Origin of the sequence: Longimicrobium sp., from assembly GCF_036387355.1 — a bacterium.
Classification (GTDB): domain Bacteria; phylum Gemmatimonadota; class Gemmatimonadetes; order Longimicrobiales; family Longimicrobiaceae; genus Longimicrobium.
The window spans coordinates 1-13,859 of record NZ_DASVTX010000428.1; the positions used below are offsets into that span (position 1 = coordinate 1).

11 protein-coding genes are annotated in these 13,859 nt (G+C 72.0%); 5 read left to right on the forward strand and 6 right to left on the reverse strand.

Features of this window, described 5'->3' with window-relative positions; translation table 11 throughout:
* Window positions 1-393 precede the first annotated feature (393 nt).
* From VF665_RS18690 to VF665_RS18700, 3 genes are all read right to left on the reverse strand, one after another.
* Window positions 394-2,613: a sodium-translocating pyrophosphatase gene (locus tag VF665_RS18690; RefSeq protein WP_331054973.1), complete on the reverse strand. Its 2,220-nt coding sequence runs from the start codon at window positions 2,611-2,613 to the stop codon at window positions 394-396.
* A gap of 166 nt (window positions 2,614-2,779) precedes the next feature.
* Window positions 2,780-4,072 (reverse strand): dicarboxylate/amino acid:cation symporter, encoded by a 1,293-nt coding sequence (locus VF665_RS18695; RefSeq protein ID WP_331054974.1) that lies wholly within the window; start codon window positions 4,070-4,072, stop codon window positions 2,780-2,782.
* A 550-nt stretch (window positions 4,073-4,622) separates the two neighbouring features.
* Complete coding sequence (locus tag VF665_RS18700; RefSeq protein WP_331054975.1) at window positions 4,623-4,937, reverse strand: hypothetical protein; 315 nt, start codon at window positions 4,935-4,937, stop codon at window positions 4,623-4,625.
* Window positions 4,938-5,267: 330 nt separating this feature from the next.
* Between VF665_RS18700 and VF665_RS18705 the strand changes: the two genes are divergently transcribed.
* The 5 genes from VF665_RS18705 to VF665_RS18725 are packed head-to-tail and all read left to right on the forward strand — an operon-like array spanning window position 5,268 to window position 10,345.
* On the forward strand, window positions 5,268-5,762 hold the full coding sequence (locus VF665_RS18705; protein WP_331054976.1) for a hypothetical protein: 495 nt from the start codon (window positions 5,268-5,270) through the stop codon (window positions 5,760-5,762).
* 23 nt (window positions 5,763-5,785) lie between these two features.
* A complete protein-coding gene (locus VF665_RS18710; RefSeq protein WP_331054977.1) occupies window positions 5,786-6,280 on the forward strand; it encodes a hypothetical protein in 495 nt (164 codons plus the stop codon).
* Between the two features lie 43 nt (window positions 6,281-6,323).
* Window positions 6,324-7,163 carry a hypothetical protein gene (locus tag VF665_RS18715; protein WP_331054978.1) on the forward strand — a complete coding sequence of 280 codons (840 nt, stop codon included), beginning with the start codon at window positions 6,324-6,326 and terminating at the stop codon, window positions 7,161-7,163.
* A 4-nt stretch (window positions 7,164-7,167) separates the two neighbouring features.
* Window positions 7,168-7,749, forward strand: a complete 582-nt coding sequence (locus tag VF665_RS18720; protein WP_331054979.1) for a DUF4402 domain-containing protein — start codon at window positions 7,168-7,170, stop codon at window positions 7,747-7,749.
* A 1-nt stretch (window position 7,750) separates the two neighbouring features.
* Complete coding sequence (locus VF665_RS18725; protein ID WP_331054980.1) at window positions 7,751-10,345, forward strand: carboxypeptidase-like regulatory domain-containing protein; 2,595 nt, start codon at window positions 7,751-7,753, stop codon at window positions 10,343-10,345.
* 83 nt (window positions 10,346-10,428) lie between these two features.
* Here VF665_RS18725 and VF665_RS18730 read toward each other — a convergent pair whose 3' ends face one another.
* From VF665_RS18730 to VF665_RS18740, 3 genes are all read right to left on the reverse strand, one after another.
* On the reverse strand, window positions 10,429-10,812 hold the full coding sequence (locus VF665_RS18730; RefSeq protein WP_331054981.1) for a response regulator: 384 nt from the start codon (window positions 10,810-10,812) through the stop codon (window positions 10,429-10,431).
* A gap of 175 nt (window positions 10,813-10,987) precedes the next feature.
* Entirely contained in the window at window positions 10,988-12,466 is a 1,479-nt protein-coding gene (locus VF665_RS18735) for an ATP-binding protein (protein WP_331054982.1), read from the reverse strand.
* Window positions 12,467-13,831 (reverse strand): sigma-54 dependent transcriptional regulator, encoded by a 1,365-nt coding sequence (locus VF665_RS18740; RefSeq protein WP_331054983.1) that lies wholly within the window; start codon window positions 13,829-13,831, stop codon window positions 12,467-12,469. It abuts the gene before it with no gap.
* Window positions 13,832-13,859: the final 28 nt, after the last annotated feature.

The window sequence follows — 13,859 nt, forward strand, 5'->3', positions numbered from 1 at the left end:
TGTCGGCGGAGACGATGAAGATCCCCGAGCCGATCATGGAGCCCGCCACCAGCATCACGGCGTCCAGCAGCGTCAACCCGCGGCGCAGCTCCGCGTCGCCCGAAGGCGCCCCGGACGCCGCGCCCCGCTCCACAGTTCCCATGCTCATGTCAGTTCGCCTCCGGCGAGTGCGCGGTGTGTCGTGCCGATTTCAGGAAACGGTGCATCCGTCGAAGAAGCCAGGCTCCCACAGCGGCACGGAGAAGATGCCAACTCAGTGTCTCTGTTGAAGATGGTCGGCGGCGGGGGATGCGGGGGAAGCGGTCAAGCTGCCATTCCCTCGGTGGTGCCTGAAAGGAAGAGCCCGGCGCGAGAAATCCCCGGCCGGGCCCTGGTACCGCGGGGCGGCTCCGCTCAGCGGGCCGCCGGCTGCTCCGTCACCGTCACCGGCGCGGGGACCGCCGCCAGCGCGGGCGCTTCCGTCACGGCGCGCGCCTCGGGGGCCGGCACCGGCGCCTCGCCCGCCGGGCGGACGGCGATGTGCGGGGCGATCACCAGCGACACGATGGACATCAGCTTGATCAGGATGTTCATCGACGGGCCGGAGGTGTCCTTGAAGGGATCGCCCACGGTGTCGCCCGTCACGGCCGCCTTGTGCTCGTTGCTCCCCTTGTAGTAGAGCTGCCCGTTGATGGTGGCGCCCTTCTCAAAGCTCTTCTTGGCGTTGTCCCACGCGCCGCCGGCGTTGCTCTGGAACATGGCCATCAGCACGCCCGACACGGTGACCCCGGCCAGCAGCCCGCCCAGCACCTCGGGCCCCATGGTGAAGCCCACGATCACGGGCACGATCAGGGCAATGGCGCCCGGCAGCAGCATTTCGCGAATGGCCGCGCGGGTGCTGATGTCCACGCACTTGCCGTACTCCGGCTCGCCCGTGCCTTCCATGATGCCGGGGATCTCGCGGAACTGGCGGCGCACCTCTTCCACCATGCTCATGGCCGCGCGCCCCACGGCGGCAATGGCCAGCGAGCTGAAGATGAAGGGGATCATGGCGCCCACGAACAGCCCGGCCAGCACCCGCGCGTTGCTGATGTCGATGACGTCGATCCCCGAAATGCCCATGAAGGCGGCGAACAGCGCCAGCGCCGTGAGCGCCGCGGAGGCGATGGCGAAGCCCTTGCCCGTGGCCGCCGTGGTGTTGCCCACCGCGTCCAGGATGTCGGTGCGCTCGCGCACCTCGGGGGGCAGCTCGCTCATTTCCGCGATGCCGCCCGCGTTGTCGGCAATGGGGCCGAAGGCGTCGATGGCCAGCTGCATGGCCGTGGTGGCCATCATTCCCGCCGCGGCGATCGCCACGCCGTACAGCCCGGCGAACTCGTAGCTGGCAATGATGCCGCCCGCGAGGACCAGGATGGGGAGCGTGGTGCTTTCCATCCCCACCGCCAGGCCGCCGATGACGTTGGTGGCGTGGCCGGTGGACGACTGCTGCACGATGCTCTGCACCGGGCGGCGCCCCATGGCCGTGTAGTACTCGGTGATGATGCTCATCAGGGCGCCCACCACCAGCCCCACGGCCACGGCGCCGAACACGCCCATGGGCCCGAACGCCTTGGAGCCCAGCCGCGACATCTGCAGCGATTCCGGCAGCATCCAGCGGATGACGAAGTAGGCGGCCACGCCCGTGAGCGCGATGGACACCCAGTTGCCCAGGTTGAGCGCGCCCTGCACGTTGCCGCCCTCCTTGACCCGCACCATCAGAATGCCGATGAGCGAGAACAGGATGCCCAGCCCGGCGATCACCATCGGCAGCAGAATGGGGCTCATGCCGCCGAACCGGTCGCCGGTGGCCACCACCTCGCGCCCCAGCACCATGGTGGCCAGAATGGTGGCCACGTAGCTGCCGAACAGGTCGGCGCCCATGCCCGCCACGTCGCCCACGTTGTCGCCCACGTTGTCGGCAATGGTGGCCGGGTTGCGCGGGTCGTCCTCGGGAATGCCCGCCTCCACCTTGCCCACCAGGTCGGCGCCCACGTCGGCCGCCTTGGTGTAGATGCCGCCGCCCACGCGGGCAAAGAGCGCGATGCTCTCGGCGCCCAGGGAGAAGCCGGTCAGCACTTCCAGCGCCCGCTCCATCTCCGGGCCGTTGGGCGAGCCGCCGTGCACGAACATCTGGTAGAAGACGATGAACAGCCCGCCCAGCCCCAGCACCGCCAGGCCGGCCACGCCCATGCCCATCACCGAGCCGCCGGCAAAGGACACGTCCAGCGCGCGGGACAGCGAGGTGCGGGCCGCCTGGGCGGTGCGCACGTTGGCCTTGGTGGCGATGCGCATGCCGATGAAGCCGGCCAGCGCCGAGAATACGGCGCCCAGCAGGAACGCCCCGATGATGGCCGGGTGCGAGCGCTCGTCGCTCAGGCTCAGGTAGCCCAGGAACAGGCAGGCAATCACCGCGAACACGGCGAGTACCCGGTATTCGGCCTTGAGGAAGGCGAGCGCGCCGTCGGCGATGTGGCCGGCGATGGTGCTCATGCGCTCGTTGCCGGGGTCCTGCCGCGACACCCAGGCGGAGCGCCACAGGGTGTACAGCAGGGCCAGCACCCCGAATACGGGAACAGCGTAGGCGATCGGATGCATGTGAAAAGGTTTGGAGGCTCTTACGAAAAAAAGGAGGCGCCCGCCCGCGCGCCCGTCCGCTCCGCCAGGGCGGACCGGGGAGCACCGGACGCGGGCGCCGTCGCGCGCGCGGTAGGATGCCGCATGCGGGACGGAAGCGCAAGCGGGGCGCGCCCCGCCCGCCGGGTCAGGCGTGCAGCGGCGCCGGCGGGCCGGCGATGGTTTCCACCTCGTCGGGCGTCAGGTCCGGCGGGGGCGCGTCGGGGTGAAAGTCGTTCTCCCACCGCGCCATCACCACCGTCGCCAGGCAGTTGCCCACCAGGTTCACCGTGGTGCGCGCCATGTCCATCAGCTCGTCCACGCCCAGAATGAGCGCCACGGCCTCCAGCGGCAGGCCAAAGCTGGCCAGCGTGCCGGACAGGATCACCAGCGAGGCGCGGGGCACCGCCGCCACCCCTTTGCTGGTGAGCATGAGCGTGAGCATCATCGTCAGCTGGTGCCCCAGCGTAAGGTGCACCCCGGCCGCCTGCGCAGCGAAGATGGAGGCCACCGCCAGGTACAGCGTGGTGCCGTCCAGGTTGAAGCTGTACCCGGTGGGCATCACAAAGGCCACGATGCGGCGCGGCACGCCGATGGCCTCCATGGCCTGCATGGCGCGGGGCAGCGCGGCCTCCGACGAAGTGGTGCTGAAGGCGATGAGCGCCGGGTCCTTGACCGCCCGCAGAAAGCGGCCCAGGGGAACGCGGGCAATGAGCGCCACGGGAAGCAGCACGGCCAGGGCGAACACCACCAGCGCGCCGTACAACGTGAGGATGAGCACGCCCAGGTTCTTGAGCACCCCCAGCCCGCTGTGCCCCACGGTGACGGCGATGGCCGCGCCGATGCCGATGGGCGCGTACTTCATCACGATGCCGGTGAACTTGAACATCGTTTCCGTGAGCCCCTCCAGCACGCCCAGCACGGCGGCCTTGGGCGCGCCGCGCACCTGTGAAAGGCCCACGGCGAACAGGATGGACCAGAAGACGATCTGCAGCACCTCGTTGTGCGCCATGGCGTCCACCACGCTGGTGGGCACGACGTGCTCCAGAAAGGTGCCCGCGGTGAGGCCCTTGGCGGTCTGCCCCAGCTGCTGCCCCTGCGAGGCGTCGGCCCCCGCGAGCGTGACGCCCACCCCCGGCTTGGTGAGGTTCACCGCCGCCAGGCCGATGAACAGCGCGATGGTGGTGACGATCTCGAAGTAGATGATGGACTTGAGCGCCAGCCGGCCCACCCGCTTCATGTCGTCGCCGTGGCCGGCGATGCCGATGACCAGGGTGCCGAAGATGATGGGCGCGATGATCGACTTGATCATGCGCAGGAAGACGGCCGACAGCGGCTTGAGCGACTGCGAGAATTCCGGAAAAAAGTTTCCGATCAGCACCCCGATGACCATGGACAGCAGGATCATCACGGTGAGGGACGGAGTTCTGCGTCTCGCCATCGCTGCTCTGACGTGTGTGCGGAGGATCGTTCCGGAGGCGGGTCCGGCCGGGGCGAAGGGGCCCCGCGGAGTTCCGGAAACCGGGTAAGATGCCGCCCCGGACATCCCCCGTCAACCGGCGGGGGCGCCGTTGGCAGTCATCCGTTCACGGGACCGCGTTTCTCACGGAGGTCACGAGGGCCGCGGAGGTTGCACGGAGGTCACGGAGGAACTGCAGCCGATTCTGGCGATGGAGTCGGCGCGACCGTGACGAGTCTGGCGCGGGAGCAGCGCCACAACGGAAAAGACGTAAGGTACAGAGGAACAGAGAAAGCCAGAGATACAGAGGGCGGCACAGGGCTCCTCTGAATCTCTGGCAGTTCTCTGTTCCTCTGCATTTTCGGTGTTTTCGTGAGCAGGGCGGCGCCGAACAAAGGCCCAGAGACACAGAGAATGCAAGGAGAGGAACGGCGGAGGGATACCGGCTTCCCCGCTGTCCCTCTCCGCGTGATGGTCATGCCTGCTGTTCCTATTCCCTGTTCCCTGTTCCCTGTTCCCTGTTCCCTGCCCTTCAGTTCCTCCCCAGTCCCTTCTCCCCTGCGCGAGCCGCGTGGCGCGCCGGAACCGGAACCACTTCCCCGGCCTGCCCCGCGCCGCCGGTAAGCGCGGCGACGGGCGCGCCGTCGAACGTGACGTCCGCCACGTGCACGGCGCCCGCGTCCAGCAGGCGCTGCCCGGCCTCGCTGTCCAGGGGCGCCACGTGGCACACGCCGTCCGCCAGGTACACGCCGCACGTGAGCAGGGTGCCCCGCGCCGCGCGGCGGGCACGCACCCGTTCTTCGTAGTGGGAGGGAAACTCGTCGCCGTCCAGCAGTTCAGAACGCATGGGATGCACTGCAGAGTTGAATGCGCGCGGGCCGCGGCCTGGTCCCCGGTCCGCATCGCTCGCCCTGTGGTACGCTGCACGGGGCGGATGGTGCCCGCGTCCCCATCTGTTTGCGACGCAGGTTCCCGTTCGGGAACCTGATCGCGTTCCCGAACGGGAACACAATCCGCTTCGGGAACCGGGAGGGTCTGGCGTTATTTCATTGCGGCTGCTTGCTTTACGGCGCGTCCGGCATCCGGCATGTGCGTTGCCCCTTGGAACGGCGCAGCGCGGCCCCCGGACGGGGAGCCGAATGCGATGTCCACACCCATCGACCCTTCCGGAGCCACGATGAAGAAGCTCGTTCTTTCCCTGGCGGCCGCGGCCGCGCTGGCCCTTCCCTCCGCCGCTTCGGCGCAGGTGACCGACAACGGCGTGATCAGCGTGAGCGCCACCGTGCAGACCGTGCTGCGCTTCGGTGCCAGCACCGGCCTGGACTTCGGCACCATCACCCCGGGCACCGCCGCCACCGGCCAGGGCAGCATCGAGCTGATCCGCAACGTGGGCACCACCCTGAGCTTTCCCGACGCCACCGCGCTGGGACAGCTGGTGCGCACCGGCGGCACCGAGACCATCAGCCCCACCTACACCTGCGGCGTGGGCGCCACCGCCACCACCATCACCACGGCGTTCACCAACTGCTCCACGGCCACGCTGAGCCTGGCGGCCCCCACCGGGCAGAGCACGAGCTACGTGATCTTCAACGGCAGCATCGCGGCGTCGGCCACCAACCTCACGCCGGGCGACTACACCGGCACCATCAAGATCCTGGCGACCTCCAACTAAGGCCGTCAGGACCGGCTCCGGCCATGCGCGCGCGCGCCAACGCCCTGCGGGGCGCGGGGCTGCTGCTGGCGCTCGTGGCCGGGGCGGGCGGGGGCCAGGCGCATGCGCAGGCCCCCGCGTCGGCGCTGGAGGCGGTGCCGCTGCAGGGCCTGTCGTTCGGCGAGCTGATTCCCGGCGTGCCCGAGACGGTGCGCGTGTCGGACGCGGCCCGCCGGGCGGAGATCCTGCTGGCCGGCCAGGGGAGTTGGGACGTGCTGATGGTGCTGCCCGACGCGCTCACCTCGGCGGCGGGGGCACGGATCCCGCTCCGCTTCTCCGGCCGCGACGGCGCCGTGATGCCCAGCCCGTCGGCGCCGCTGCTTCCATTCGACCCGCTGAGCATGGGGCGGGTGCGCATCAGCGGCGGGCCCAGCCCCGCGCGGCTGCTGCTGGGGGGCACCGCGCTGCCGGCCGGCGACCAGGCCGCGGGGAGCTACACGGCCACCGTGGTGGTCATCATCAACAATCCGGGGACGTGACGCGGCCCGACCGCCGTCCCCCGCACCGCTGGACCGCATGCGCATGACGACCCGTTCGGCCACACTGTGCACACGCCTTGCGCTCGCGGCGCTGTTCGCGCTCGTCCCCGCGGCGCGCGCGTGGGCCGTGGCCGTGAGCCCGTCCGCGCTGTTTCTGGATGCGCGCTCGCCCGCGGGAACGCTGACGCTGTACAACGGCGGCTCGCTTCCCGAGGAGCTGGAGATCAGCTTCGCCTTCGGCTATCCGCGCAGCGACGCCGAGGGCAACGTGCAGATCCAGATGGTGGACACCGCCGCGGCGGGCGAGCCCAGCCTGGTGCCGTTCATGCGCGCCTTTCCGCGCCGGCTGGTGCTGCAGCCCGGCCAGCGGCAGACGCTGCGCGTGCTCATTCAGCCCCCGGCGGACATGGCCGCGGGCGAGTACTGGGGCCGCGTGCTCATCCACTCCCGCGGCGGGCAGGCGCCCATCGAGCAGCAGCAGGGCGGCGTGCGCATGCAGATCAACGTGGAAACGGTCATCGCCACCGCGGTGCTCTTTCGCAAGGGCGAGGTGAGCACCGGGGTCACGCTGGCCGGCGCCACCGCGTCGGCCACCCCCGCCGGCGTGCGGGCCGTGGTGGACCTGACGCGCACCGGCACCGGGGCCTTCCTGGGCCGCGTGGTGGCGGAACTGGTGGCCCCCGACGGCCGCGTGGCCGGCGAGCGCGAGGACCCGGTCTCGGTGTACCGCGCCCTGCGCCACTCGGTCGTTCTGCCGTTGCCGCAAGGGGTGGCGTCCGCCGCGGGGTACACGGTGCGCTTTCGCGCCGATACCGAGCGGCCGGACCTTCCCGCCGGCGCGCTGACGGCCGCGCCGGCGGCCGCCTCCGCCCCGGTGCGCTGACGCCATGCGCGCGCGCCGCCTGCTTCCGCTGCTCGCCGCCGTGCTGGCCCTCGCGGGGCTGCACGCGCCCGCGCACGCCCAGGCGCGGCGGACGGACGACGGCACGCTGCCGGTGTCGCTCACCATCCTGTTCCCCCCGCTGCTGACGGTTGGCGTGCGCCCGCTGCAGTTCGGGACGGTGATTCCCGGCGCGGGGGCGGTCACGGTGCTCCCCAACACGCCCCGCAGCGGCGAATGGCGCCTTTCGGGGATCCGCAACCGCAAGAGCATCGACATCAGCTTCACCCTGCCCACGGTGCTCACCAACGCGCAGGGCCGCACCATGCCCATCAGCTTCAACGGCAACTACGCGGCGACCTGCGAGATCGACACCGTCACCAACGGGTGCGAGGCGGGCACCTACATGGCGTGGAACCCGGTCACCACCCCCTCCATGCGCGACTTTCCGGAGCGCGCCAAGCCGGGGCGGCCCAAGTTCACCACCACGGACTACAAGGTGTTCATCGGCGGGCAGGTGACGCCCCCCGCCAACGCCGCGGCGGGCAAGTACACCGGAACGGTCACCATCACCGTGGTCGTCAACTGAGGTGAGCCGGCCTTCTCCCGCCGGGTGCCTTGTGCGCGCCTGCGCCGCCCTCGTGGCGTGCGCAGGCGCGCTCCTTTGTGCCCCCCCGTCCGCCCGGGCGCAGGTGCCCGCGGGGTTCGAGGAGGGGCTGATGGAGCTGGTGGCGAACGGCCTCCCGCCCCGCGGCATCACCGTGTACCTGGCGCCCTCCGGCACGGTGCTGGTGCCGCTGGAGGCCGTGCTGGAGTTCACCGGCACGCCCGTGCAGCGTCCGGATTCCGCGCGCCTCCTGGTCCGCGGCGCGCGCGGGGTGGGCTTCACCACGCTGAACGTGGCCGCGCTCACCATCACCGGCGACAGGACGGTCACGCTGGGCCCGGAGGAAGTGGTTCGGGTGGGGGGCGCGCTGTACCTGGCGGCGCCGCGGGTGGCGGAGCTGCTGGGCGGGACGGCGGAGGTGGACCTGGGCGCGCTTCACGTGGTGCTCGCGCGCGACCCGCCCTTTCCCGCCCAGGAGCGCTCCGCGCTGGCCCGTGCCCGCCGGCGCCAGGGGCTGCCGGGCGCGCGCGCGGCGCCCGCCGTGGACGTTCCCTTTCGCCCCCGCAGCGGTGGCGGCGTGCTGGAGTGGGGCGTATCGGCCAACCTCCCCGGCTCCGTTCCCACCACCCTGTCGCTGCGCGCCGGGGCGAGCGTGTGGGGCGGGCTGCTGCAGGCGGGAACCCTGCTTCTCGATCCCGCAGACGGCGGCGCGGTGGAGCTGACGGCGTCCTTCCAGCGCGTCTTTCCCACCTCGCGGCTGCTGCGCCAGGTGCAGGTGGGCGACGTGGTGGCCGAGGGGGTGCGCGCGCGCTCCGTGCGGGGGCTGGTGCTGACCAACGCGCCGTTCGCGCGCGACGCGGAGTTCTCGGAACTGCAGTACTCGCCGCACCTTCCGGAGGGGTGGGAATACGAGCTGTACCAGGGCGGGCAGCTGCTGGGCTTTTCCGCGGCGGGGGGCGCGCCGGTGCCGCTGACGCTGCAGTACGGAAGCACGCCGGTGCAGGTGCGGCTGTACGGCCCCGCGGGCGAGCGCGTCGTTTCTGACGTGGTGTACCTGGTGCCCACGCTGCAGCTTCCCGCCGGGCGGGCGCAGTACACGGTGTCGGGCGGCGTCTGCCCGCGCAGCGAGCGGTGCGACGCGCTGGGTGTGCTGGACCTACGCTACGGCGCGGGCGACCGGTTGACGGTGCTGGCCGGCGCGGAGGGCGAATCCGACACGCTGGGGTCGCGCGTGCGCCCGTACGCCGGGGTGAGCGCCATTCCCGCGCCGGGGTGGGTGCTGGAGGCGCAGGCCATGGCCGGCAGCTACGCGCGCGCCAGCCTGCTGAGCGCGGGGGGGGGGAGCGTCTCGGGCTCCGCGTCCGCCGGGGTGCAGTGGCCGGCGGAGCGGGGGCGGAGCGTGCTGGGCGGCGGCGGGTTCAGCGGCCTGCCGGACACGGTGGCGCGGTGGCACACGGAGGGGCTGGTGCGCGTCCGGCGCTCCACCGCGCGCAACTTCGGCTTCGTGAACCTGACGGCGCGGGCGGAGGGGAGCGCGGGGAGCGGGGTGGGGCTGCTGCGCGGCTCCCTTTCCACTGCAGCGCGCGGCGTCCTGCTGGAGGGCATCTTTCAGCGGGACGCGCCGCGCGCGGACACGCTCCCGCCGAACCACCTCGTCCTGGGCCGGGCCACGGCCGGGCTGCCCTGGCTCCGCACGAGGCGGCTGGGCCTCCCCGTGCTTTCCCTGGGCGCGGGGACGGGGGCGCAGGGGCTGCAGCAGTGGGAGGCGCGCGTGTCGCTGCACCCGGGGAGCGGCAGCCTGGACGTGACGACGCGGTGGGTGCGCGGGGCGGGCACGCCGTCGGTGCTGCTGGGGAGCAGCGTTCGCCTGGGCGCGGCCCGGGCGCGCGCGCGGGCCGGCTCGGTGGCCGGGCGCACGGAGGGCGCGTTTTCGGTGGATGGCGGCGTGGCGCTGGGCGGCGGGCGGCCGCTTCCGCTGGAGTTCGGCGGGGTGGGGCTCACCGGGGCGGCGGGCGCGGTGTTCCACGACCTGGATGGGGACGGGCGGCTGGGGGCGGGCGACGAGCCGGTGACCGACGCGTGGGTGGGGGTCGGCGGGATCCGCGTGCGGACGGATGCGCGGGGGCGCTACGCCACGTGGTCGGTGCTCCCCTACGGCCCGCTCACCGTGGCGCTGGATACGGCGGCGCTGACGGACCCGGCGTGGGTGCCGGCGCGCGCGGACACGCTTTTCCGCCCCTCTCCGCACCTGTTCACACGGGTGGACTTTCCGCTGGTCCGCACCCGAGAGGTGGCGGGCGCCCTGGTGTCCGGCGCCGGCGTGGCCCCCGCGGCGGGGGTGACGGTCGAGATCCTGCGCGGCGCGACGGGCGAGGTGGTGGAGCGCGCGCTGACCTTTACGGATGGCGAGTTCTACTTCGGCCGCGTGCTTCCCGGCGAGTACCGGCTGCGCGTGGCGGAATCATCCCTGCGCGCACTGGGCGCGGCGGCCGTGGCCGACGTCCCCTTTACCGTGGCCGGCACGGGCGACCAGATCCTGGTGGAGATTCCCCCCGTGCGGCTGAACCGCGCGCGCTGAGCCGCCTGGGGCACGGATGAACGAGAGCCCCACGCCGCGATCGCGCGGCGGGGGGCTTTCTGCATTCCGGCGGGACGGGTGGATCAGCCGCGAAAGATGTTGCGCGTGAGCCACTCGGAAAGCTGCACGAACATCTTTTCGTCCTTGCGGATGAACTGCACGCCCTCGCCGCCCACGCCCTCGGGGATGACCGGCTGGTGCGAGGCGCTTACGAAGACGGTGGGCACGGCCGCGAACTCCGGCAGCGCGCGCACTTCGCGGCAGCTCTGGTACCCGTCGCGGCCCGGCATGTCCACGTCCAGCACCAGCCCGTCCGCGTGCGCCGCGGGGGTGGCCGCCCACGACACCAGCTCGTCGCCGGAGGCGAAGCAGAGCACGCGGTAGCCTTGGTGCTGCAGCCACGCCGCCATGAGCTCGGCGTGCATTTCGTCGTCGTCGGCGAGAGCGAGCGTGTGTTGATGCATCATGCGGAGACTGCCGGGTCGGGGTGCGCCCGGCCACACTGGCAAGGTTCGGCCCAGCGGGTTCCATCCCCATCAACCTGCTGTACAGCAACGGGTTAGACGCCGCGGACCGGCGTGACGGGCGGGACACGGCGTTCCCGGCTGGGAACGTGATGTCCCAATCGGGAACCGGAATCCGTCACCGCGCGGACAGTTCGGCGCGCAGCCGCAGGATCAGGGCATCCACCTTCGCCCGTGCGTCGCCGCCGCCCAGCGCGTACTCCGCCGCGTCACCCAGTTGCGCCAGGGCCTCGAAGCCGTACCCGGCCGCGGCGCCGCGCAGCTTGTGCAGTTCGCGGCGCAGCGCCTCGACGTCCTCCATGGCCACGGCGCGCTCGATCTCCGCCAGCCGCGCGGCCAGGCCGTCCTGAAAGCGCTGGCGGAGCGGGGCCAGAAAGTCGTCCTCGTCCTCCCCGTCGTCCGGCGCGTGCTCCGCCAGCAGCGCGCGGTCCACGCTGGCCAGCAGCACGTCTGCCTCCACCGGCTTGGTGATGCGCCCCGCGAACCCCGGCGGATCGGGGTCGCCCAGCGCGCCGGCGGTGAATGAAAGAACGGGGACGTGTGCAAGCGCATCGTGCGCGCGCAGTTCCGCCAGCACGTCGGCGCCGGCGCGCCCGCCGAGGTGCAGGTCCAGCAGGACGATGGCGGGCTGTGCGTCCGCCAGCCGCGTGCCCACCCCGGGCGTGCCGTCGTCCGGCGCCACGCGGTAGCCGCCGCGCCCCAGGATGGCCGCCGCGTAGGCACGGATGTCGGCGTCGTCATCCACCACCGCCACCGTCTGCCCGGCGCCGCGGGCGGGGACGGCGGCGGCGGCCCGGGGCCGCATCCGGGCCAGTTCGTCTTCCGCGGCCGGGCGGAGCGCGATCCAGAAGGTGCTCCCCTCCCCCGGCGCCGAGCGCACCCCGATGCGCCCGCCCATGGCCTCCGTGAGCATGCGCGACAGCGCCAGCCCCAGCCCCGCGCCGCTCACCCGCAGCCCGGGCGGGTTGACGCGCGAAAATTCCTTGAACAAGCGTGCCTGGTCGTCCGCGGAAATGCCCGGGCCGGGGTCACATACCTCGATGCGCACCTCGTCCGCCTGCTCGCGGATGCGCACGCCGATGCGCGAGCCCGGCGGCGAGTACTTGACCGCGTTCTCGAACAGGTTGAAGAGCACCTGCCGCAGCCGTCCGGAATCCGCCAGCACGGGGCGCGTTTCTGCCGCGTCCAGAACGACGCGAATGCCCTTGGCGTCGGCCAGCGGCGACACGGAGGTGATGACCGAAGCCGCCACCTCCGCGGGGCGCAGCGGCGCCAGCGTGACCTCCAGCGCCCCCGCCTCTACCTTGCTGATGTTCAGCAGGTCGTTGACGACGTGCAGCAGGTGTCGCGCGTTGCGCAGGACGACGGCCAGGTATTCCGCCCGCTCGGTGGCGGAAAGCGTGTCCGCCTCGCGCTCCAGCAGCGACGCGAAGCCGATGATGGAGCTGAGCGGCGTGCGAAACTCGTGGCTCACGTGGCGGATGAAGCGGCTCTTGTGCGCGCTCCCCCGCTCCGCCTCGGCCAGGCGAAGCCGCAGCTCCGCGACCTCCGCCCGCAGCCGCTCCGTTTCCGCGGCGTCCACGCCCGTTCCCGCCACCTACTCGCGCCCCGCGAGCAGGCCGTGCTGCTTGCGCCGCTGCCACAGCACCTTGCGCGACACGCCCAGCTGCTCGGCCGCCGCCTGCACGTTGCCGTCCAGCTGCTTGAGGGTGGCCTCGATGTAGCGCGCCTCCACCTCGTCCAGCGTGAGCCCGCGGGGGATGGCGAGCATGTCCGTGGCCGCGCCCGCCACGCCGGGCACCATGGCCGGGGCGAGGTCTACGATGCGCAGCGCGGGGCCCTGCGAAAAGATCATCGACCGCTCCACCACGTTGCGCAGTTCGCGGGCGTTGCCGGGCCACTCGTACCGCTGCAGCCGCTCTTCGCCGTCGGCCTCGATCTCGGGGAGCGGCTTGGCGAAGTACTCCGCCGCGCGCTTCACGAAGTGGCGGGCGATCTCGGGAATGTCGCTGCGGATGGCGCGCAGCGGAGGGAGCACCTGCGACGCCACGTTCAGGCGATAGTAGAGGTCCTCGCGGAACGTTCCGCGCGCCACCTCGCCCGCCAGGTCCACGTTGGTGGCGGCCACCACGCGCAGGGTGACGGCCTGCTCACGCGTGCTTCCCAGGCGGCGGAAGGTGCGGCTTTCCAGAAAGCTGAGCAGCTTGGCCTGGAGTTCGGGCGCCATGGTGCCGATCTCGTCCAGGAACAGCGTTCCCCCGTCGGCCACCTCCACGAGCCCCTTCTTGGCCTGCCGCGCGTCGGTAAAGGCGCCCTTTTCGTAGCCGAACAGCTCCGCCTCCAGCAGGCTGGCGGGGAGCGCGGCGCAGTTCACCTCCACGAACCGGTACCCCGCCGCGCGGCTGGCGGTGTGAATGCCGCGGGCCACCAGGTTCTTGCCCGTTCCCGACTCGCCCAGCAGCAGCGCCGACACCTGCGGCACGGAGCCCACGCTGCTGATGAAGGCGCGCACCTGCTGCATGAGCGGGTGCTGCCCGATGATGGCGTGGGGATCGAACTTGGCCTGGGTGAGGTTCTGGAGCATCGCCTCCTTGGGCGCCTGCTCCAGCGCCCGGCGGATGCGCGTTTCCAGCCCGCGCGGCTCGATGGGCTTGGTGACGAAGTCCGTGGCGCCGGACTGCAGCGCCCGCTCGGCGTCCCCCTCCGTTCCCCGCGCCGTGGCGATGATGACGGGAACCGAGCGGTTCAGCTCGCGCACGCGGCGCACGAAGCCGATGCCGTCCATTTCCGGCATCACCAGGTCGCAGACGATGGCGTCGGGCGGGTCGGCGCGCAGTTCGTCCAGCGCGCGGTCCGCGCGGGTAAAGCTCTTGGTGATGAATTGCCGCCCGCGCTCCAGCTGCGCCGTCACCAGCGCCACCTGGTCCGGATCGTCGTCGATGATGAAGACTGTGGGGTTCATCCGGGGGGGGGGGGGGGCGGGAGGAGGG